A 20,674-nucleotide genomic window follows, 5' to 3' on the forward strand; every position below is an offset into this window, starting at 1 on the left:
TGAAGTATGTCAAAAACTGTAAAAGGAACTCTGTATACAGTAGTGGTAGGAATTGCTTGGGGCTTGTCTGGAACCAGTGGTCAATACCTGATGGCACACGGGATTTCTGCTCTATTCTTGACCAATTTGCGACTTATCATTGCAGGTTTGGCACTGGTAGTCTTATCCTATATGACTGCAAAGGATAAACTCTATGCTTTTTTAAAAGACAGAAAAAGCCTTTTATCTCTGCTGTTGTTTGCCTTGTTTGGACTTTTCTTAAACCAGTTTGCCTATCTTTCCGCCATTCAGGAAACCAATGCTGGCACGGCGACAGTTTTCCAGTATGTATGCCCCGTTGGGATCTTGGTTTATACTTGTATCAAGGACAAGGTGGCGCCTACTCTGGCTGAGATTATTTCAATTGGTTTAGCAATTGGAGGAACGTTTCTAATCGCGACGCATGGGGAACTTGACCAGTTGTCTGTCACACCTGCTGGACTTTTCTGGGGCCTCTTTTCTGCCCTAACCTATGCCCTCTATATTATACTCCCCATCGCTTTGATTAAGAAGTGGGGCAGTATTTCGGTGATTGGTGTTGGGATGGTTATTTCTGGTGTAGTGGCTATTCCTTTCACAGGAGTCTTACAGGCCAGCATACCGACTAGCTTAGATTTTCTCTTTGCATTTGCTGGGATTATCATCATTGGAACGGTCTTTGCCTATACAACTTTTCTAAAAGGAGCTAGTCTGATAGGCCCTGTTAAGTCTAGTTTATTAGCTTCCATAGAGCCAATTTCAGCCGTTTTCTTTGCCTTTCTGATTATGAAGGAACAGTTTTATGCGATTGATTTTGTCGGTATGGCCATGATTTTACTAGCCGTGACCATTATTTCTTTGAAAGATTTACTGCTGGAAATAAAGAGTAAGTAATTAAAAAATCCACTCAATCGAGTGGATTTTGTGTGTATAGATGATTAGTCTTTATTTTCGTGTGGCAAAATCAAGTTTAAGATAATTCCTGTCATGGCTGATAGAGCAGTACCTGAAAGTGTAACGGGGCCAAGTTTGAGGATAGCCCCACCAAGTCCAAGTACCAACATGGCACTTGCGATGATGAGGTTACGCATTTGACTGAAGTCAACGCGCTCTTTAATCAAAACTTTCAGACCGTTGCTGGCGATAACTCCGTAGAGAAGGATGGACATGCCACCAAGCACAGCATTTGGAATGGTTGAAATCAAGGCAGTGAATTTACCTAGGAAGCTAAGAGCAATGGCGATGAAGGCCGCGTTACGGATAACAGAGACAGAAGCGATACGAGTCATCCCAATAACCCCTGTATTTTCTCCGTAAGTCGTATTAGCTGGTCCACCGAGGAAGGCTGATACAGATGTCGCGATACCATCACCGAGAAGAGTACGGTGAAGCCCTGGTTCTTTCAGGAATTGACGGCCACAGATTTGGCTCAAAACTGTGTGGTCTCCGATGTGTTCTGAAATTGTTACGATAGCGATAGGCAAGATTGCGATTGTTTCAGGACCGAAGTACAAGTTGTACTCTTTAAAGGCACCACCTGTACTAAATGGCAAGTAGAAACCAGGAATTTCAAACCAGTTAGCTTGAAGGACTGGGGTAAAGTCAACCAAACCAAGCATCATAGCGAAGATATACCCACCGATGATGGCAAAGAGGAAAGGAATGATACGAAGGAAACCTTTTCCTTTTGTATTGATAAAGGCGGCAATCAAGAACGTCACGACAGCTACAAGAGCGTTCTTCCAGTTTCCGTCTGCTACAAGTCCAGCATTCGTTACAGCAGAACCAGCAAGACCAAGACCGATAACGATAATCATAGGTCCGATAATGATTGGTGGCAAGAGTTTGTCAATCCATTTCGTACCTGCAAAACGAACACTTGTCGCTACAAGAACATAGACTAAACCAGTCAGGATAACCCCAGTTTGAGCGGCAGATACATCGCCTCCCATTTCTTTCATGGCTAAAGACATAGCTGTGATAAAGGCGAATGAAGAACCTAGATAAACTGGAACCTTAAAGCCAGTAGAAATCATGTAGATAAGTGTTCCAATACCGGAAGCAAAGAGAGCAACCGACACGGGCATTCCCAAAATTAAGGGAACGAGAATGGTTGCACCAAACATGGCAAATACGTGCTGGAAGCTGAGAAGAATACCTTTACCAGCAGAAGGACGTTGATCAACGTCTAGTAACAAGTCAACAGTTGATTCCTGTTTCATAAAAACCTCACTTTTGGGCACCAAAAAAGAGCCCATTATTTTGCAGCAATAGGCCCTCAGAGTAAGACTTTTTAAAAAATAGCTATCTTTTAAAAATTTATATAAATCTGCGCCTTCGTCACCTCACAGGATGACATTAAAAACCTTTGCTTAGGATAGTATAGCAGAAAAAATTCGTTTTGTAAACGAATTTTTCCCGAGCCCAGAAATGCGAGAGCGAGGCAGATTTGTAAATCATTTTTTCCCGAGCCTGGAAATGTGAGAGCGAGGTTGATTTTGTAAATCATTTTTTCCCGAGCCCAAAAATGCGAGAGCGAGGTCCGTTTTGTAAATAATTTTTTTACTAAAAAATTAAAGTGGGCGTTTGTTTGGCATGCCAGCCTTTCTTGGGTACTTGTTAGGTGTTTCCTTTTTCTTTTCTACCACAGTGATGTAGCGCGGATCTCCATTTGGCAGGGCATAGTTGAGGTTGTCCTCTACCTTGCTAAAGAGGAGGTTGAGAGCATTCTTGGCTTCTAGCAATTCATCGGGAGCATTGCTGGCCTTGAGCGCCAGTAGTTTTCCACCAACTTTAAGATAGGGAATGGTCAATTCAGACAAGACCTGCATACGGGCAACAGCACGAGCTGTCACCATATCAAACTGAGCACGGAAGTTCTTGTCTTGGGCAAAGTCTTCTGCACGTCCATGGTAGAAGTGAACTCCGTCCAAATTCAGCTCCTGAGCTAATAGTTGGAGGAAGTTGATGCGCTTATTTAGCGAATCAATGATGGTCACATCTAACTGAGGATAGAGGATTTTCATAGGAAGACTAGGAAATCCTGCCCCAGCTCCGATATCAAGAAGTTTGATATTCTCATTTTGGATCAAGCCTTGTAGGATGGGTGCAATTGAATCATAAAAGTGTTTAAGGTAGACTTCTTCTTTGTCTGTAATAGCGGTCAGGTTAATCTTTTCATTCCACTCGACCAAGAGTTCAAAATAGCGTTCAAATTGGTTCTTTTGCTGGTCAGAAAGTGGAAGATTTTGCTCAGCTAGTAGGCTGTAAAATGTTTCTGGCTTCATAGTAGTTTCCTTCTCTAGTATCATCTTATTTTACCATATTCATTAAAATTTTGATATACTGGTATTAATCTAAAAGCAGAAAGGAATAAGATTATGACTTGGATTATTCTTGGAGTTTTGGCTCTGATTGTTATTTTTGTGATTGTTAGCTATAACGGTTTGGTTAAAAATCGTATGCAGACCAAGGAGGCTTGGAGCCAGATAGATGTTCAGTTGAAGCGTCGTAATGATCTCCTCCCAAACTTGATTGAAACAGTCAAAGGCTATGCCAAATATGAAGGTTCTACCTTGGAAAAAGTAACAGAACTTCGTAGACAAGTAGCCGCAGCAACTTCACCGGCAGAAGCTATGAAGGCCAGTGATGCCCTTACCCGTCAGATTTCTGGTATCTTTGCAGTAGCAGAGAATTACCCAGACTTGAAAGCTAGTGCTAACTTTATCAAATTGCAAGAAGAGTTGACCAATACAGAAAATAAAATTTCTTACTCTCGCCAACTCTACAATAGTGTTGTCAGCAACTACAATGTAAAACTTGAAAGCTTCCCAAGTAACGTCATCGCAGGACTATTTGGCTTTAAAGCTGCAGACTTCCTTCAAACGCCTGAAGAGGAAAAGGCAGTTCCTAAAGTTGACTTTAGTGGTTTAGGTGACTAAGATGTTGTTTGATCAAATTGCAAGCAATAAACGAAAAACATGGATTTTATTGCTGGTTTTCTTCCTACTCTTGGCCTTGGTTGGTTATGCTGTTGGCTATCTCTTTATGCGTTCAGGTCTTGGTGGCATGATTATAGCCTTGATTATTGGTCTTATCTACGCTCTGACCATGATCTTTCAATCGACAGAGATTGTCATGTCTATGAATGGAGCGCGTGAGGTTGATGAGCAAACAGCACCAGACCTCTACCATGTAGTAGAAGATATGGCCATGGTCGCTCAGATTCCCATGCCGCGTGTTTTCATCATTGAGGATTCTTCTTTAAATGCCTTTGCAACAGGTTCAAACCCGCAGAATGCAGCTGTCGCAGCCACTTCGGGTCTCCTAGCCATCATGAACCGTGAGGAGCTAGAAGCTGTTATGGGGCATGAAGTCAGTCATATCCGAAACTACGATATTCGCATTTCGACCATTGCTGTCGCCCTTGCCAGTGCCATTACCCTTCTGTCTAGTATGGCAGGACGGATGATGTGGTGGGGAGGAGCAGGTCGCAGACGGAGTGATAATGATCGCGATGGAAATGGTTTGGAGATTATCATGCTTATTATCTCTCTCTTAGCCATTGTTCTAGCACCTCTCGCAGCAACTTTGGTGCAACTTGCCATTTCCCGTCAGAGGGAATTTCTGGCGGATGCATCCAGTGTGGAGTTGACTCGCAATCCTCAAGGGATGATCAATGCCTTGCGTAAGTTGGAGAATAGCGAGCCGATGCATCAACATGTTGACGATGCCAGCAGCGCTCTTTATATCAATGATCCTAAGAAAGGTGGTGGACTTCAAAAACTCTTTTATACCCACCCACCTATCTCAGAACGAATCGAACGCTTGAAACACATGTAAAAAAATCCAGAGATGACCTCTGGATTTTTGCTTTTAGTATCTCACTTTTAACTTGTTATCTCACCAAAAAATAGTATAATATATGTAATTCTATATAATTGAGGTGAATGATGTATAAGCGCTGGATGACGTTTTTCTTGATTTTGATTTTTATGCCAATTCATTTGAGTATAGCAGAGAAAATCATGCGAATAAATTCATTAACGCTATCCATCCTTTTTACCCTTGTTGAACTTGCAATATTTTTATATGTAGGAAAAAAGTATGACTTGTTTCACATTCGGAAAATCCGCCTAAAAGATATTCTTAAATGTTTTCTTTCATACGCCGTGCTTTTTCTCTTTTATATTTTGATCAATTTTTTAGGCCCTACCCAATCAGAGACAACTCAAACTGTGCAAAGTTTATCACTTTCCTGGTCTGTACTTTTTGTGGATCTCTGTGTTTTGGCACCTGTCACGGAAGAAATCTTTATGCGAGGTATGTTACAGGGGATAGTATTTAAGAATACATATTTTGGCTTGTTTGCCACATCGCTTCTTTTTGCTTATCTGCATGGTCCCTATACTATTCCTAGCTTTATCAGCTATTTAGGTATGGGATTTGCATTTGGGGTAAGGTACAAGACTTCTGACAACCTATGGAATTCCATTCTTTTGCATATCCTCAATAATCTGGTTGCATTTTGCTTTTTGTATATGAGATAATGTCATATTAGAATGCTTTGAGCTGTAAAAAAATGATTTCTAGCTTATACAATTGAAACAAAAGTCAGAGCATAATCTATCAGAAGGACGATGCCAGCATCGATCTTTATATCAATGTTCCCAAGAATGACGTATGTAAAAAAATCCAGAGAAATCTCTCTGGATTTTTGCTATGTTCAACATTTATAAATCTTGTAAATCAACGACTTCCAAACCTTCCTCTGTCAAACGATAGATACTCGTACAGATCTCTTTTAAGAAGCGTCTGTCATGCGAAACAGTGATCAGACCGCCGGGATAGGAGGTAAAGAGTTTTCTGATTTCAGGTTGAGAAGTGGGAGAAAAATTTCGTGTAGGCTCATCCAGAAGGAGAAAGTTTGGTTTGCGCAACACTAAATCCAAAAGTAGGAGTTTACCTTGTTGCCCGCCAGATAGGGAGCGGATTTGGTGGTGCATCTCTGGATAGCTGAAATTGAGACTGGCTAGGTGAGATTGGATTTTCTGTAGTTCTTCTTTTTGTCCAGTGTGGCTGAGGTAGGCTACTGGAGATAAATCCAATTGCAGTTTTTTATGGTAATCTTGTGGCATAAAACCAAGCGAAATCTCTCTTTTGGCGCTGAGCAGCTGTTGCAACTTGGCTAACAGAGTTGATTTCCCAACACCATTTGGCCCAATGATACCGATTTTATCTTGGCCACGGACCGTTAGTCGTAACTCCTGAGCTAAAATACGCTCGCCAATGGACAAATTTTCTTTTTCCAGTTGAATTAAGACTTTAGAAGCCGGTAATGGTTGGATATCTGAGAAGAAAAGTTGGATTTGTTCCTCTTCAAGTGGCTTTTGGATCATGGACTGAGCTTCCTTTTCAAAGCGTTTTTCTTGAGAGAGAACAGTTTTCATCTTTTTAGCCAATAGGCGACCGGCTGTACTGTCTTTGGTAGCTCGAAGTGCAGTTTCTACATTTTGCTTGACGCGGCGATGTTTTTCCATGGTTTTGTCATAGGCTCTCTGGTCGTTAGCAGCTTGCTGGCTTTGTCTGGCAAAGCTAGCCTTTCTCTGCTCACTATAGCGATCATAGTCTAAATGCTCGACTAGCGTTTCCGCTTCTTTTCGATGCTTGACCAGTCGCAAGTGGACAATAGTATCAGCCGTTTGAGAAAGAAAGTCTTCATCATGGGAAATGAAAATAACAGTTTGCTTCATCTTCTGTATCTTCCTTTTTAGCCAATCAACCGTCTCAAGGTCTAGGTCATTTGAAGGTTCATCTAAAAAAAGAATCTCAAAAGGTTTGGCTAACTCGTGAATGAGCTGAACTTTCAAAGCTTCGCCCCCTGATAGACTGCCAATTTCTTGGTCGCTAGCAAAATGGTCGCTATCAAAGTGCAACTCCTCCGCCAAACGATAAAGAATGCTGTAGTCTAAATCAGCAGAATCTAAAAAGAAGTAGTCATGTAGAGTCCTATTTTTCAGGATTTCAGGGATTTTTTGAGGAATGCATGCCAGTGATTGAAGGTCAGACTGGATGTCGCCCTTGATAGTAAAATCAGATAATGCTTCCCCCATTAAAGCTCGTAGTAAAGTCGATTTACCATTTCCTTCTTCACCAATAATAGCAACCTTTTCCCCGTCTTGGATAGTCATGCTTAGGTCAGATACAAGATCTCGTAGATCTTTGTTTTGCGTGATAGTTAGATGATTGATTTTTATCATATTGTTGCCCTTTCTAGAATGTCGATAGTGCATAACAAAAAGCTCTACTTTATCTAGTAGAGCCCAAAGTCACTGTCAAAACTCTATTATCCTCGTTGAAAAACTCGTCAAACTAGCTTGGAGCTGCCTAACCTAACCCAAGAGGAGCATAGCTTTCTAGTTTTTTGATTTTCAATGAGGACAAGATACTAGAAAATCTAGTATAAAAAGAGCACACAAAAAAGAGACAAAAACAAGATCTACTAAATAAAGTTCTTTATTTGATAGATTAGTTGTTCATGTCTCCCATACCTCCGAGTATTAGTACCTCTATCCTATACCTTTCAGGAAATTTTGTCAATAGAAAACAAGTAATTTCAAGCTCTAAAATCCGAAAACAGGCCCATAGAGAGTTAGCACGTGTTTGACATGTTCGTAGTGGAACTTGTCATAGTTACGCCAAGCAGTACGAGCTTGATCATTCAGTTTTAGGCTCCCTAGTCCAATCAGAAGACTGGTGCGTTGGTAAAATTTCTCAAGGTCGATTAAGATACTGTTGTCTAGCTTTTCTGCTTTTTTTAGTTCCTTAAGCGTGGTGTTCAGCAGCTCTTGCAGTCGAAAATCATCAGCTGTTCCTTGTTTGCAGCTTTGGAAGCTTTTATTTAACTTGGAAAGGAGTTGATAAGCTTCAGTGATGAGTGCTTTGTCTTCCATATGAGCATCCTCCTTGCTCTGATGTATTCTTGCCTATAGTATAGCACTAATAGGAAAGTTTGTCATAGTAAATATGTTAAAAAATGAGATTTTAATATCAAAGTTTGGGAGGCTGACTTATAGCCTTTTCATGGTATAATCAAGTGAGTACATCTTTATGGAGGAAATATGAAGTTAAATATTCAAGAAATTCGTAAGCAACCTGAAGGCCTGCATTTTGAACAAGCTTTAGACCTGGCAGCAGACTTGCGTAAACGGAACCAAGAGATTTTAGATGTCAAAGATATCCTTGCAGTGGGGAAGGTGCAGTACGAAGACCGTCTGTATTTCTTAGACTATCAGTTGTCATATACCATTGTCCTTGCTTCCAGCCGCAGTATGGAGCCAGTTGAGTTGGCTGAGTCTTATCCAGTCACAGAGGTCTTCATGGAAGGAGCGACCAACCAACTGGACCAGGAGGTTCTTGATGATGACTTGGTCTTGCCTATCGAAAATGGGGAAATCGACCTTGCTGAGAGCGTAGCAGATAATATTCTGCTCAATATCCCTATCAAAGTCTTGACGGCAGAAGAAGAGGCGGGCCAAGGTTTTGTGTCAGGAAATGACTGGCAAATCATGACTGAAGATGAATACCAAGCTCAACAAGCAGTCAAAAAAGAAGAAAACAGTCCATTTGCTGGCTTGCAAGGACTGTTTGATGGAGACGAGTAGATGGTTTTATCCAAGAAACGTGCCCGTCATGTCATAGAGGAAATTATTGCCCTTTTTCCAGATGCTAAGCCTAGTCTTGATTTTACCAATCATTTTGAACTCTTGGTTGCGGTGATGTTGTCAGCCCAAACCACAGATGCAGCGGTAAACAAGGCCACACCAGGTCTCTTTGCTGCTTTTCCAACGCCACAAGCCATGTCTGTAGCGACAGAGAGTGAAATTGCTTCACACATTTCTCGCCTGGGACTGTATCGAAATAAGGCTAAATTCCTTAAAAAATGTGCCCAACAGTTACTAGAGGATTTTGATGGTCAAGTGCCTCAGACTCGAGAGGAATTAGAAAGTCTAGCTGGTGTTGGTCGTAAAACAGCAAATGTCGTCATGAGTGTGGGGTTTGGGATTCCTGCTTTTGCAGTGGATACTCATGTGGAGCGTATCTGCAAGCATCATGATATCGTTAAAGAATCAGCTACGCCACTTGAAGTAGAAAAACGTGTTATGGATGTCTTGCCACCAGAAGAATGGTTAGCAGCTCACCAGGCCATGATTTACTTTGGACGAGCTATCTGTCATCCCAAAAATCCAGAATGCGATCACTATCCCCAACTGTATGATTTTAGCAATGTTTAAGAGGACACTGAAAAAAGTTTTTGCTTGATTTTAAGGGTGCTTTATGCTATAGTAAATGATAACTAAATAATCCTTTAAACCTGTCCCGTGAGGCAGGCAAGGAGCGCGATAAAGTAGAAGGGTGAAGTCTATACTGTTTATAGTTGGGCTCGCTTGGCCATACATTTCAAGTCTCCTTGTAGAAGGAGACTTTTCTTTTTGGAGGTTTGTCATGAAGACAAAAGAAGTTGTAGACGAATTGACTGTCAAACGAGCGATTACGCGAATTACTTATGAGATTATCGAGCGCAATAAAGATTTGAATAAGATTATCCTAGCAGGGATAAAGACGCGTGGTGTTTTCATTGCTCATCGTATCAAAGAACGCTTGGAGCAGTTGGAAAATATCACTGTTCCTGTTGTGGAATTGGACACCAAACCTTTCCGTGATGATGTTAAAAGCGGAGAAGATACTTCTTTGATTTCTGTTGATGTGACAGACCGTGAAGTTATCTTGGTGGATGATGTACTCTATACAGGCCGTACTATCCGTGCTGCTATTGATAATATTGTTGGCCATGGTCGTCCTGCGCGCGTGAGTCTTGCGGTGCTAGTTGACCGTGGACATAGAGAATTGCCAATCCGTCCAGATTACGTTGGGAAAAATATCCCAACCAGTCGTTCTGAAGAAATCATCGTAGAGATGACAGAACTTGATGGCCAAGACAGAGTTCTGATTACTGAAGAAGCTTAGAAAGCTGAAGGAGTAGCCATGTCAGAAAATCAACAAGCATTGAACCATGTGGTTTCCATGGAAGACCTTACAGTTGATCAAGTGATGAAATTGATCAAACGAGGAATCGAGTTTAAAAACGGAGCCCAACTTCCCTACGAGAACAAACCTATCGTATCGAATCTCTTCTTTGAAGATTCTACACGGACACATAAGTCCTTTGAAGTGGCAGAGATTAAGCTAGGGTTGGAGCGACTGGACTTTGATGTGAAGACTAGCTCGGTCAATAAGGGTGAGACATTGTATGATACCATCTTGACCCTATCTGCTCTAGGAGTGGATGTCTGTGTGATTCGCCACCCAGAGGTCGACTATTACAGAGAGTTGATTGCAAGTCCGTCAATTACAACTTCTATTATCAATGGTGGTGATGGTTCGGGACAACATCCTAGCCAGAGCTTGCTTGATTTGATGACTATTTATGAGGAATTTGGTCACTTTGAGGGTCTCAAGGTTGCTATTGCAGGCGACTTGGACCACTCACGCGTTGCCAAATCCAATATGCAGATTTTGAAACGCTTGGGAGCTGAACTGTTCTTTGCAGGACCTGAGGAATGGAGAAGTCAAGAGTTTGCGGACTATGGACAGTTTGTAACTATTGATGAGATTGTTGATCAGGTGGATGTTTTGATGTTACTCCGAGTTCAACATGAACGCCATGATAGTGGAGCCGTTTTTTCAAAAGAAGACTACCATGCTCAACACGGTTTGAACCAAGAACGCTATAATCGCTTAAAAGAAACAGCAATCATTATGCATCCTGCTCCAGTGAATCGAGATGTGGAAATTGCTGACCACTTGGTTGAAGCACCAAAATCACGCATTGTCCAACAAATGACCAACGGTGTCTTTGTTCGAATGGCAATTTTAGAATCCGTATTGGCGAGTAGAAACGCCAACTAAAACACAAGACGTTAAAAGACGCCAGTGAGCGTCCACGAGAGGTGAAAATATGACAAAAAGACTTCTAGTATTAGAAGATGGCACAGTTTTTGAAGGAAAGGCCTTCGGAGCAGACATTGATGTAACAGGTGAGATCGTCTTTAACACAGGGATGACTGGCTACCAAGAATCCATTACAGACCAGTCTTATAATGGACAAATCTTGACCTTTACCTATCCTTTGGTGGGAAATTATGGAATTAACCGTGATGATTACGAATCCATCATTCCAACTTGTAAAGGAGTTGTCGTTTTCGAAGAGGCGCGTCGAGCTAGTAACTGGCGCAACCAAATGACCTTGGATGAATTTTTGATAGCTAAGAAAATTCCTGGTATTTCAGGGATTGATACGCGTGCCCTTACCAAGATTATCCGTAAGCACGGTACTATGCGTGCAACCTTGACTCACGTTGGGGACAGCATGGACCATGTGACGGATCAGCTCCAAGCAACAGTCTTGCCGACAGACAATATCAAGCAGGTTTCTACTAAAACTTCCTACCCAGCTCCTGGAGTTGGTTTGAGTGTGGTCTTAGTAGACTTTGGTCTCAAGCACTCCATCTTACGTGAACTTTCTAAGCGTAACTGTAACGTGACCGTCGTTCCGTATTCAACAACGGCAGAAGAAATTCTCCACCTCAATCCTGATGGAGTTATGTTGTCAAATGGTCCAGGTAACCCAGAAGACGTTCCAGAAGCACTGGACATGATTCGTGGTGTGCAAGGGAAAATTCCAATTTTCGGTATTTGTATGGGACACCAACTCTTTGCTATGGCAAACGGTGCTAAGACCTACAAGATGAAATTTGGTCACCGTGGATTTAACCACGCGGTACGTGAGATTGCAACAGGACGTGTAGACTTTACCAGCCAAAACCATGGTTATGCAGTCAGCCGTGAGGACTTACCAGAGCATTTGATCATTACCCACGAAGAAATCAATGATAAATCAGTTGAGGGTGTGCGTCACAGATACCAACCAGGTTTTTCTGTACAATTCCACCCAGATGCAGCTCCTGGTCCACACGACGCAAGCTACCTATTTGATGAATTTATCGAGATGATGGAAGCCTTTAAAGAACTGAAAGGCTGTTGAGGCAATGAATAATTTATTTTATAAATTTCAGGAAATTTTTGAAGAAAAATCTGACGAATATAAAGGCTACTCAAAATACAAAGGAAAAGTTGCTAATGAATTATTAAGAAATGAAGTTTCTAATATCATAAAGAAAAATAATCTACCTTTAAAAGTATCAGAAATCAATGCCTTTGTGGTAGGTAGCAAATATGAGTATGATTTATTAATTTTAAAAGAAAATTCTCTTTGTAATAATTTTGCATATAATTATGAAGATGTAAAAGCAATAATAGAATGTAAAGTTAATGGGTTATATGATCCTGTAAAAAATACGGATAGTATTGCAAAAGCTGTTAATGAGGTTAGAAGGTTAAATAAGGATTTTAGCTTTGGTTACATTACGTTTAGTGAGGTAGTACCAAAGTATAAAACTTCGGTTCATTATTGGAATTTGACAGAGAAATTTTTAAAGGAAAAAGTAATTGGTTCCCATTTGTTTGCTATTACTTTAAGGACAGGAAACCAAGTTATTAAAACAACAACAACAGAGGATTTCGAAAAGTTCATACTTAAGTTAATTAACTGATAAAATTTCTAAATAAATTCATTTATTTAATGTCGCTCTGTGAGGCGACGAATAGAAAGGAGAAGATACATTGTTCGCGGAAGTGAACACGCCCTAAGAACTGTGTGAAAAAGATAAACATCGTCTTGACGCTAAAGGCGTCTGCACCGAGTTTCCTATTTTCACTTTGTTCTTGACGGGCTTTGTATCATAAACTATGCCTAAACGTACTGATATTCAAAAAATTATGGTGATTGGTTCTGGTCCGATTATTATTGGTCAGGCTGCTGAGTTTGACTATGCTGGGACCCAGGCCTGCTTGTCTTTGAAAGAGGAAGGTTATGAGGTTGTCTTGGTAAACTCAAACCCTGCCACTATCATGACGGATAAGGAGATTGCTGACAAGGTTTACATCGAACCGATTACACTTGAGTTTGTGACGCGTATTCTCCGTAAGGAACGTCCAGATGCTTTGCTTCCAACTCTTGGAGGTCAGACAGGGCTCAATATGGCCATGGAATTGTCTAAAAACGGCATCCTAGATGAGCTTGGAGTAGAGCTTCTAGGTACTAAATTGTCTGCCATCGACCAAGCAGAGGACCGTGACCTCTTTAAACAATTGATGGAAGAGCTTGAGCAACCAATTCCAGAATCTGAAATTGTCAACACAGTGGAAGAAGCTGTTGCTTTTGCGGCATCAATCGGCTATCCAGTCATTGTCCGTCCAGCCTTTACCCTAGGTGGTACTGGTGGTGGTATGTGTGCCAACGAGGAAGAATTGCGTGAAATCGCTGAAAATGGGTTGAAATTGTCACCTGTTACCCAATGTTTGATTGAGCGTTCAATCGCAGGTTTCAAGGAAATCGAATACGAAGTCATGCGTGACTCAGCTGACAATGCCCTCGTTGTTTGTAACATGGAAAACTTTGACCCAGTGGGGATTCACACAGGGGATTCTATCGTATTTGCTCCTGCGCAAACCATGTCAGACTATGAAAACCAAATGCTTCGTGACGCGAGCTTGAGCATTATCCGCGCTCTCAAGATTGAAGGTGGGTGTAACGTTCAGCTGGCCCTTGATCCGCATAGCTTCAAGTACTATGTTATCGAAGTAAACCCTCGTGTATCGCGTTCGTCAGCCCTTGCTTCTAAGGCGACGGGTTATCCGATTGCTAAATTGGCAGCTAAGATTGCCGTCGGTTTGACCTTGGATGAGGTCATCAACCCAGTTACAGGTTCAACCTATGCTATGTTTGAACCAGCCCTTGACTACGTCGTTGCTAAGATTCCACGTTTCCCATTTGACAAGTTTGAAAAAGGTGAGCGTCGTCTTGGTACTCAGATGAAGGCGACTGGAGAAGTCATGGCCATCGGTCGGAACATTGAGGAGTCTCTTCTAAAAGCCTGTCGTTCACTTGAAATTGGGGTTCACCACAATGAAATGCCTGAACTGGCAACTGTTTCTGATGATGCCTTGATTGAAAAGGTTGTGAAAGCCCAAGATGACCGTCTCTTCTACGTATCAGAAGCCATTCGCCGTGGTTATACACCAGAAGAAATTGCTGAATTGACCAAGATTGATATCTTCTATCTGGATAAACTCTTGCACATCTTTGAAATTGAGCAAGAATTAGGTGCCCATCCACAAGATCTAGAAGTCTTGAAAACAGCTAAACTCAATGGATTTTCAGACCGCAAGATTGCGGAACTTTGGAAAACGACCACTGAGCAAGTTCGCCAACTTCGCTTGGAAAACAAGATTGTCCCAGTTTACAAGATGGTTGATACTTGTGCGGCGGAGTTTGACTCTGAAACACCATACTTCTATTCAACCTATGGTTGGGAAAATGAATCTATCAAGTCTGATAAGGAATCCGTCCTAGTCCTAGGTTCAGGTCCAATCCGTATCGGTCAAGGGGTTGAGTTTGACTATGCAACTGTTCACTCGGTGAAGGCGATTCAGGCTGCTGGTTATGAAGCCATCATCATGAATTCAAACCCAGAGACCGTTTCAACAGACTTCTCGGTATCTGACAAGCTCTACTTTGAGCCATTAACATTCGAAGATGTCATGAATGTTATCGATTTGGAGCAACCAAAAGGCGTTATCGTTCAGTTCGGTGGTCAAACAGCCATCAACCTTGCGGAGCCTTTGGCAAAAGCAGGTGTGACCATCCTTGGTACGCAAGTCGCTGACCTAGACCGTGCCGAAGATCGTGACCTCTTTGAACAAGCCCTTAAAGACTTGGATATTCCACAGCCACCAGGTCAAACAGCTACCAATGAAGAAGAAGCTGTGCTTGCTGCTCGCAAGATTGGTTTCCCAGTTCTCGTTCGTCCATCTTATGTCTTGGGTGGACGTGCTATGGAAATCGTCGAAAACGAAAAAGACCTTCGTTCTTACATGCGTACCGCTGTTAAGGCTAGTCCAGACCATCCAGTCCTTGTCGATTCTTACATCGTTGGGCAAGAGTGTGAAGTCGATGCCATCTCAGACGGGGAAAATGTTCTCATCCCTGGTATCATGGAACATATCGAACGTGCCGGTGTCCACTCAGGTGACTCAATGGCCGTTTACCCACCACAAACCTTGTCGCAAAAGGTGCAGGAAACCATCGCAGACTATACCAAACGTCTAGCAATTGGCCTTAACTGTCTTGGAATGATGAACATCCAGTTTGTCATCAAGGATGAAAAAGTATACGTTATTGAGGTCAATCCACGTGCCAGCCGTACGGTTCCATTCCTTTCTAAGGTAACTAATATTCCTATGGCTCAGGTAGCGACCAAGCTCATTCTTGGGCAAAGTCTTGAAGAACTTGGCTATCAAGATGGACTCTATCCAGAAAGCACTCGCGTTCATATCAAGGCGCCAGTCTTCTCCTTTACGAAACTAGCTAAGGTAGACAGCTTGCTCGGTCCTGAAATGAAGTCAACAGGGGAAGTTATGGGTTCTGATACTACTCTTGAAAAAGCTTTGTACAAGGCCTTTGAAGCTTCTTACCTGCACTTGCCAACCTTTGGTAACGTTGTATTTACCATCGCTGATGATGCCAAAGATGAAGCCTTGGACTTGGCTCGTCGTTTCCAAAATATCGGTTATGGTATCCTTGCGACAGAAGGGACAGCAGCATTCTTTGCCAGTCATGGACTTCAAGCCCAACCTGTTGGTAAGATTGGTGATGACGATCAGGATATCCCAAGCTTTGTTCGCAAAGGGAAAATCCAAGCAATCATCAATACTGTCGGAACAAAACGAACTGCTGACGAAGATGGTGAGCAAATCCGCCGTTCAGCCATTGAACACGGTGTGCCACTCTTTACAGCTCTAGATACAGCTAATGCCATGCTCAAGGTGCTAGAAAGCCGTAGTTTTGTCACAGAAGCAATCTAGTTGAGACAGAATTTTCACAGTTTTAAAGCCAGCGTTAGAAAACGCTGGCTTTTGCAATACAGAAATTGCTTATTTCAACCATCATTCTTTCCTGAAGAATCGTTCTAAATTGTGATATAATAAGGTAGAATTGGAAATGGAAAACTATTTTCATTATATTTTCAAAATTTCCATTAAGAAAATAGGTAAAGACAGATTAGAAAGTGTAAAATCCCGATGTCTTCTTACAAAAAGGTCTCTCTTTCTGAGATCAATCAATCTATTGAAACTCCCAATAACAATCATTTTTGGCAAAATCTAAAAGCATTTTTAGGACCTGGAGCCCTTGTAGCAGTTGGTTATATGGATCCTGGAAACTGGATTACCAGTGTGGTTGGTGGTGCTTCCTACAAATATAGTCTCTTATTTGTTATTTTGATTTCATCCATCATTGCCATGCAACTACAACAGATGGCTGGAAAGCTCGGTATCGTAACTAGGATGGACCTAGCACAGGCAACTGCACATCATGCTCCCAAGTGGCTTCGTTATAGTTTATGGGTGATTTTAGAATTAGCTTTAATGGCGACCGACTTAGCTGAGGTTCTAGGCTCAGCGATTGCCTTAAATCTTTTATTTAAAATACCAATTATGGTCGCTATCCTCTTAACCGTTTTAGACGTATTTCTTTTGTTGTTGTTGATGAAATTTGGCTTCAAAAAGATTGAAGCCATTGTTACGACCCTTATTTTAACCATATTAGCCATCTTTACCTATCTGGTGGCTTTATCCAATCCAAGTATTCAGGGTATTTTTGGTGGTTATTTACCGACTCCAACATTATTTGAAACACCATTACCAGGTCATGAAAGCCAATTGACCTTGGCTTTAGGAATTGTGGGGGCGACAGTCATGCCCCATAATCTCTATCTTCATTCATCCCTATCCCAAACAAGGAAAATCAATCACAAAGATAAGAAGGATGTTCGAAAAGCCGTGCGTTTTATGACCTGGGATTCAAATCTTCAGTTGTCCCTAGCCTTTATTGTCAATTCCTTGCTTCTCATTTTAGGGGCATCTCTCTTTTTTGGTCATGCATCTGAAATTTCAGCTTTTTCTCAAATGTACAATGCTTTACAGGATTCGAAGATAGCAGGAGCGATAGCTAGTTCAACTCTGTCAACTTTATTTGCCCTAGCCCTCTTAGCAAGTGGTCAAAATTCGACCATTACAGGTACTTTGACAGGACAGATTGTCATGGAAGGTTTCTTGCATCTGAAATTACCTCAGTGGATTATCCGTATCGGTACACGGATTTTTGCCTTACTCCCTGTGATTATTGTTGCCGTTTTGTTTGGGCATCAAGAAAAAACTTTGGATCAGTTATTGGTCTATTCACAAGTCTTTCTGTCAATCGCTCTTCCGTTTTCAATCTTCCCCTTAATCTATCTGACCTCTAAGAAGTCACTGATGGGAGAATTCACTAATGCCAAGTGGAATACAATCCTAGGTTACGCAGTTTCAATCATCTTGACCATTCTCAATATCAAGCTTCTTTTCGATATTTTTTAAACTCGGTTGAAATCAATTATAGTGTCAGCTTGAAGGTTGACAAATAGAAAGTAGTAGGGGTTGGTTCATAAAAAGAAGTAAAAAAAAAGAACAGTGGTAACTGTTCTTTTTTATCATTATTTGAGACCGTATTTTTTGTTGAAACGATCCACGCGTCCATCTGCTTGAGTGAACTTTTGACGTCCAGTGTAGAATGGGTGTGAGTCTGATGAAATTTCCACACGGATCAATGGGTAAGTTTCGCCTTCGAACTCAACAGTTTCGTTAGAGCGTTTTGTTGAACCGCTAAGGAATTTGTAACCAGTAGTTGTGTCCATGAAGACAACTGGGCGATATTCTGGATGGATATCTTTTTTCATTTTGCAATATTTCCTTTCTGCCATGGTCTCTTTGCGAGCCATAGATTGTTACCATACTAGTCTATCAGATTCTGATAAGTTTGGCAAGTCTTTTCCCTGATTTTATTAAAAATCTTGATAAAAAATCACTCCAGTGTTTACTGGAGTGAGGGTAGAAGAATGATTAGTTCTCTTGATTAGGAGCTTTTTCTTCTTGTTCATTTTTTACTTCTGTTTCTTTTACTGGTTCTGTGTTTTCTGCTGCTGATTTAGCCTCTTTTTCAGATTCAGTAGTTTCTGTTTCTGTTGATTCTGTTTCAGCTTCAGCCTCTGTTTCTGTTGGTTCGGCTACTGGCTCAGCTTCTGTTTTTGTTTCAGATTCAGTAGTTTCTTCTTTTACTGGTTCTGCGTTTTCTGCTGCTGATTCAGCTTCTACATTAGCTGGTTCCTTAGCTTCTTCTTTTTGCTCGGTTTCCTCTTTAACAGTCTCTGTTTTTTCAGCAGTAGTTTCTTCTTTTTTACGTTCTTGAGATTCTTTTTTGATTTCTTCGACCGCAGTTTTAACGGTAGAGCTTGTTACACGTCCGACAGTTTGAGCAAAATCTTTACCAGACTCGGCTAATTCAGTAAATGATTCTTTTGTAATTTTACCACCTGACATTGCCAAGAGACCAGTTACAACTAGTGCAATGCTAGCAAGAATAGCCAAAATCAAACCAAAGCCGATTGAAATGCCATATCCACCAAAGTTAGACATGTACTTATTTACATTAAAGAGACTATTTAGTGTGACGAGAGTTGCAATTGCACCCGCAACAATGACACCAATTGAGAACCCTTTAGGCATTGCTTTATTCATGTTATTCAAGCACGCAAGAACAATAGACACAATAGCCGCGATAATGACAAACCACCCATCACCTTGGTAACCATTCACACTATAGGACCCAAAAGAACCTGCATTTAAACTAGCCCATGGCAAGAGTGAACCAAGGATTGCTACTCCAGCAGAAATGAGAATATACAAACGATTTTTTTCCATTATTATGTCTCCTTTTATTCAGTTTGATTTATTATACCATAAACTGAGGTACAAAGAAACCGTATATTTTAAGAAACTAGCATATAAAAGGCCAAGAAAATTCTTTCTTAGCCTTGGTGCATCTGTAGGGCCTCTTTTAGTTCTTTGTATATTTGTTCGTTTTCTTCTAGACTATAGGAATTGGCGCCACTGGCTAATGGATGCCCTCCTCCGTCGTGTCGTTTGGCAATCTCATTGATAGGAGTGATTTTACTGCGCATACGCACACGGAAGTGACCATCAGCTTGTTCAACAAAGATAGCCCAAGCCTTAACAGTATCAATTCGGCCAGGTGCTCCGACAATTGCAGCTGTTTCAGCATCCGTAACCTTATATTTTTCCAAGGTGTCTTGAGTAAGTAGAACGCGTGCAGCTCCATTCTCATCAACTTCTAAATGATCATAGACATACCCTTGCAGTTTTGCAATCTTGAAGCTCATGGTATCCATTTGACGAGACAGTCCAGCAAAGTCAAAATCAATTTCTCGGAGCTGGCCAGCTATTCTAAAGGTACGGGCACTGGTTGAAGGGTAGAGAAAACGCCCTGTGTCCCCGACAATTCCTGCATAGAGAAGTCGTGCCGCTTCACTAGACAAAGTTAGCTGATTTTCTTGAGCAAATAATGCAATCATCTCACTGGCGCTGCTTGAACTTGTATCCACCCAAGATAGGTCACCATAGATGTCATCATTTGGATGGTGATCGATTTTGATGGTGAAATTAGCTTGTTCGTAGCGTTTATCATCGATACGAGGGCGATTCGCTGTATCACAAATAATAGCAAGAGCTCCTTGGTAGTCATTGTCTTGGACAGTATCCATTTCCGCCATCCAGGTTAGAGTTGGTTCGTTATAACCGACTGCTTTGATGGTCTTTTCTGGAAAATGGTGTGTGAGAAGAGCTTTTAAACCTACCTGACTCCCTAAGGCATCTGGATCTGGTTTCATATGACGATGAATGATAATGGTATCGTATTCTTTGATTTTCTCTAAAATTTGCTGGCAAATTTCCATAAATAACCTCAATTCTTTCTCATTTCATTGTAGCACAAGAATTTTTATTTTTAAAATGAAAAAGATATGATATAATGGAGAAAGATAAATTGAGGAGGACGATATGGCATTAGCAAAAATTGTATTTGCCAGTATGACCGGTAATACCGAAGAAATTGCAGATATTGTAGCAGACAAATTGCGTGACTTGGGCTTGGATGTCGATGTGGATGAATGTACAACTGTTGACGCTTCAGACTTCTTGGAAGCAGACATCGCTATCGTTGCAACCTATACTTATGGTGATGGAGAATTGCCTGATGAGATGATGGACTTCTACGAAGACCTAGCAGACCTCAACTTGAATGGCAAAATCTACGGAGTTGTTGGCTCAGGAGATACCTTCTACGACGAATTCTGTAAGGCTGTCGATGACTTTGATCGCGTTTTTGTAGCAACAGGAGCAGAAAAAGGTTCAGAGTGTGTTAAAGTGGACCTTTCTGCTGAAGAAGAAGACATCGAACGCTTGGAACAATTCGCAGAAGAATTGGCTGCAAAAGTAGGATAAGAAACAAGCTGCGCTGACTGGAAGAAGTCAGTGCAGTTTTTAGTAGTTAAACTAGATTTTACTAGCCTATTTGCTGGCTTTT

The 20,674-nt window shown here is 41.4% G+C and carries 20 protein-coding genes; 13 read left to right on the top strand and 7 right to left on the bottom strand.

Annotation, left to right across the window (positions count from 1 at the left end; translation table 11 throughout):
• The first annotated feature begins 6 nt into the window (after nt 1-6).
• The gene (locus tag O3652_RS01015) at nt 7-912 is read left to right on the top strand and encodes a DMT family transporter (protein ID WP_125413614.1); all 906 of its coding nucleotides are present in this window, start codon (nt 7-9) and stop codon (nt 910-912) included.
• A 44-nt stretch (nt 913-956) separates the two neighbouring features.
• Here the strand turns inward: O3652_RS01015 and O3652_RS01020 are convergent, their stop codons facing one another.
• On the bottom strand, nt 957-2,240 hold the full coding sequence (locus O3652_RS01020; RefSeq protein WP_162284748.1) for a uracil-xanthine permease family protein: 1,284 nt from the start codon (nt 2,238-2,240) through the stop codon (nt 957-959).
• Nucleotides 2,241-2,591: 351 nt separating this feature from the next.
• Nucleotides 2,592-3,305 carry a 16S rRNA (guanine(527)-N(7))-methyltransferase RsmG gene (gene rsmG / locus O3652_RS01025; RefSeq protein ID WP_125413615.1) on the bottom strand — a complete coding sequence of 238 codons (714 nt, stop codon included), beginning with the start codon at nt 3,303-3,305 and terminating at the stop codon, nt 2,592-2,594.
• 93 nt (nt 3,306-3,398) lie between these two features.
• Here rsmG and O3652_RS01030 point away from each other — a divergent pair, with 93 nt between their 5' ends.
• The 3 genes from O3652_RS01030 (at nt 3,399) to O3652_RS01040 (ending at nt 5,567) form a co-directional block, all read left to right on the top strand.
• Nucleotides 3,399-3,959, top strand: a complete 561-nt coding sequence (locus O3652_RS01030; RefSeq protein ID WP_000219840.1) for a LemA family protein — start codon at nt 3,399-3,401, stop codon at nt 3,957-3,959.
• A gap of 1 nt (nt 3,960) precedes the next feature.
• Nucleotides 3,961-4,860 carry a zinc metalloprotease HtpX gene (htpX, locus tag O3652_RS01035; protein ID WP_125413616.1) on the top strand — a complete coding sequence of 300 codons (900 nt, stop codon included), beginning with the start codon at nt 3,961-3,963 and terminating at the stop codon, nt 4,858-4,860.
• 110 nt (nt 4,861-4,970) lie between these two features.
• Entirely contained in the window at nt 4,971-5,567 is a 597-nt protein-coding gene (locus O3652_RS01040) for a CPBP family intramembrane glutamic endopeptidase (RefSeq protein WP_125413617.1), read from the top strand.
• Nucleotides 5,568-5,750: 183 nt separating this feature from the next.
• Here the strand turns inward: O3652_RS01040 and O3652_RS01045 are convergent, their stop codons facing one another.
• A complete protein-coding gene (locus tag O3652_RS01045) occupies nt 5,751-7,310 on the bottom strand; it encodes an ATP-binding cassette domain-containing protein (RefSeq protein ID WP_371589997.1) in 1,560 nt (519 codons plus the stop codon).
• Between the two features lie 330 nt (nt 7,311-7,640).
• Nucleotides 7,641-7,970 carry a helicase BlpT gene (locus tag O3652_RS01050; protein ID WP_125413619.1) on the bottom strand — a complete coding sequence of 110 codons (330 nt, stop codon included), beginning with the start codon at nt 7,968-7,970 and terminating at the stop codon, nt 7,641-7,643.
• Between the two features lie 168 nt (nt 7,971-8,138).
• On the opposite strand from O3652_RS01050, the gene O3652_RS01055 reads away from it, so the two are divergent.
• The 8 genes from O3652_RS01055 (at nt 8,139) to O3652_RS01090 (ending at nt 17,613) form a co-directional block, all read left to right on the top strand.
• Nucleotides 8,139-8,681 carry a DUF177 domain-containing protein gene (locus O3652_RS01055; RefSeq protein WP_000773190.1) on the top strand — a complete coding sequence of 181 codons (543 nt, stop codon included), beginning with the start codon at nt 8,139-8,141 and terminating at the stop codon, nt 8,679-8,681.
• Complete coding sequence (nth, locus tag O3652_RS01060) at nt 8,682-9,311, top strand: endonuclease III (RefSeq protein WP_125413620.1); 630 nt, start codon at nt 8,682-8,684, stop codon at nt 9,309-9,311.
• A 211-nt stretch (nt 9,312-9,522) separates the two neighbouring features.
• Nucleotides 9,523-10,044: a bifunctional pyr operon transcriptional regulator/uracil phosphoribosyltransferase PyrR gene (gene pyrR, locus O3652_RS01065; protein WP_000850018.1), complete on the top strand. Its 522-nt coding sequence runs from the start codon at nt 9,523-9,525 to the stop codon at nt 10,042-10,044.
• Between the two features lie 18 nt (nt 10,045-10,062).
• Entirely contained in the window at nt 10,063-10,986 is a 924-nt protein-coding gene (locus O3652_RS01070; RefSeq protein ID WP_001293853.1) for an aspartate carbamoyltransferase catalytic subunit, read from the top strand.
• A gap of 49 nt (nt 10,987-11,035) precedes the next feature.
• Nucleotides 11,036-12,121 carry a carbamoyl phosphate synthase small subunit gene (locus O3652_RS01075; protein WP_084943707.1) on the top strand — a complete coding sequence of 362 codons (1,086 nt, stop codon included), beginning with the start codon at nt 11,036-11,038 and terminating at the stop codon, nt 12,119-12,121.
• A 4-nt stretch (nt 12,122-12,125) separates the two neighbouring features.
• Nucleotides 12,126-12,689, top strand: a complete 564-nt coding sequence (locus O3652_RS01080) for a hypothetical protein (RefSeq protein WP_084921974.1) — start codon at nt 12,126-12,128, stop codon at nt 12,687-12,689.
• A 196-nt stretch (nt 12,690-12,885) separates the two neighbouring features.
• Nucleotides 12,886-16,062, top strand: a complete 3,177-nt coding sequence (carB, locus tag O3652_RS01085; protein ID WP_125413621.1) for a carbamoyl-phosphate synthase large subunit — start codon at nt 12,886-12,888, stop codon at nt 16,060-16,062.
• 216 nt (nt 16,063-16,278) lie between these two features.
• The gene (locus O3652_RS01090; protein WP_000100513.1) at nt 16,279-17,613 is read left to right on the top strand and encodes an Nramp family divalent metal transporter; all 1,335 of its coding nucleotides are present in this window, start codon (nt 16,279-16,281) and stop codon (nt 17,611-17,613) included.
• Nucleotides 17,614-17,729: 116 nt separating this feature from the next.
• On the opposite strand, the gene O3652_RS01095 is transcribed toward O3652_RS01090, so the two are convergent.
• The 3 genes from O3652_RS01095 to O3652_RS01105 form a co-directional block, all read right to left on the bottom strand.
• On the bottom strand, nt 17,730-17,972 hold the full coding sequence (locus tag O3652_RS01095) for a type B 50S ribosomal protein L31 (RefSeq protein WP_000710762.1): 243 nt from the start codon (nt 17,970-17,972) through the stop codon (nt 17,730-17,732).
• Nucleotides 17,973-18,135: 163 nt separating this feature from the next.
• The gene (locus tag O3652_RS01100) at nt 18,136-18,993 is read right to left on the bottom strand and encodes a DUF5336 domain-containing protein (RefSeq protein WP_125413622.1); all 858 of its coding nucleotides are present in this window, start codon (nt 18,991-18,993) and stop codon (nt 18,136-18,138) included.
• 107 nt (nt 18,994-19,100) lie between these two features.
• On the bottom strand, nt 19,101-20,045 hold the full coding sequence (locus O3652_RS01105) for a bifunctional oligoribonuclease/PAP phosphatase NrnA (protein ID WP_000401790.1): 945 nt from the start codon (nt 20,043-20,045) through the stop codon (nt 19,101-19,103).
• Nucleotides 20,046-20,148: 103 nt separating this feature from the next.
• Here O3652_RS01105 and O3652_RS01110 point away from each other — a divergent pair, with 103 nt between their 5' ends.
• Nucleotides 20,149-20,592, top strand: a complete 444-nt coding sequence (locus O3652_RS01110; protein WP_001162125.1) for a flavodoxin — start codon at nt 20,149-20,151, stop codon at nt 20,590-20,592.
• Nucleotides 20,593-20,674 lie beyond the last annotated feature (82 nt).

Source organism: Streptococcus sp. 27098_8_23 (genome assembly GCF_041432195.1).
GTDB lineage: Bacteria > Bacillota > Bacilli > Lactobacillales > Streptococcaceae > Streptococcus.

Excerpts from the sequence above, each read along its gene's own strand:
- O3652_RS01045 (WP_371589997.1), bottom strand. The coding sequence starts at position 7,310 with ATGCACTATCGACATTCTAGAAAGGGCAACAATATGATAAAAATCAAT.
- O3652_RS01100 (WP_125413622.1), bottom strand. The coding sequence starts at position 18,993 with ATGGAAAAAAATCGTTTGTATATTCTCATTTCTGCTGGAGTAGCAATC.
- nth (WP_125413620.1), top strand. The coding sequence starts at position 8,682 with ATGGTTTTATCCAAGAAACGTGCCCGTCATGTCATAGAGGAAATTATT.
- O3652_RS01095 (WP_000710762.1), bottom strand. The coding sequence starts at position 17,972 with ATGAAAAAAGATATCCATCCAGAATATCGCCCAGTTGTCTTCATGGAC.
- O3652_RS01015 (WP_125413614.1), top strand. The coding sequence starts at position 7 with ATGTCAAAAACTGTAAAAGGAACTCTGTATACAGTAGTGGTAGGAATT.
- O3652_RS01040 (WP_125413617.1), top strand. The coding sequence starts at position 4,971 with ATGTATAAGCGCTGGATGACGTTTTTCTTGATTTTGATTTTTATGCCA.
- O3652_RS01070 (WP_001293853.1), top strand. The coding sequence starts at position 10,063 with ATGTCAGAAAATCAACAAGCATTGAACCATGTGGTTTCCATGGAAGAC.
- O3652_RS01105 (WP_000401790.1), bottom strand. The coding sequence starts at position 20,045 with ATGGAAATTTGCCAGCAAATTTTAGAGAAAATCAAAGAATACGATACC.
- O3652_RS01050 (WP_125413619.1), bottom strand. The coding sequence starts at position 7,970 with ATGGAAGACAAAGCACTCATCACTGAAGCTTATCAACTCCTTTCCAAG.
- O3652_RS01030 (WP_000219840.1), top strand. The coding sequence starts at position 3,399 with ATGACTTGGATTATTCTTGGAGTTTTGGCTCTGATTGTTATTTTTGTG.
- O3652_RS01020 (WP_162284748.1), bottom strand. The coding sequence starts at position 2,240 with ATGAAACAGGAATCAACTGTTGACTTGTTACTAGACGTTGATCAACGT.
- O3652_RS01055 (WP_000773190.1), top strand. The coding sequence starts at position 8,139 with ATGAAGTTAAATATTCAAGAAATTCGTAAGCAACCTGAAGGCCTGCAT.
- O3652_RS01080 (WP_084921974.1), top strand. The coding sequence starts at position 12,126 with ATGAATAATTTATTTTATAAATTTCAGGAAATTTTTGAAGAAAAATCT.
- O3652_RS01075 (WP_084943707.1), top strand. The coding sequence starts at position 11,036 with ATGACAAAAAGACTTCTAGTATTAGAAGATGGCACAGTTTTTGAAGGA.
- O3652_RS01110 (WP_001162125.1), top strand. The coding sequence starts at position 20,149 with ATGGCATTAGCAAAAATTGTATTTGCCAGTATGACCGGTAATACCGAA.
- O3652_RS01090 (WP_000100513.1), top strand. The coding sequence starts at position 16,279 with ATGTCTTCTTACAAAAAGGTCTCTCTTTCTGAGATCAATCAATCTATT.
- pyrR (WP_000850018.1), top strand. The coding sequence starts at position 9,523 with ATGAAGACAAAAGAAGTTGTAGACGAATTGACTGTCAAACGAGCGATT.
- htpX (WP_125413616.1), top strand. The coding sequence starts at position 3,961 with ATGTTGTTTGATCAAATTGCAAGCAATAAACGAAAAACATGGATTTTA.
- rsmG (WP_125413615.1), bottom strand. The coding sequence starts at position 3,305 with ATGAAGCCAGAAACATTTTACAGCCTACTAGCTGAGCAAAATCTTCCA.
- carB (WP_125413621.1), top strand. The coding sequence starts at position 12,886 with ATGCCTAAACGTACTGATATTCAAAAAATTATGGTGATTGGTTCTGGT.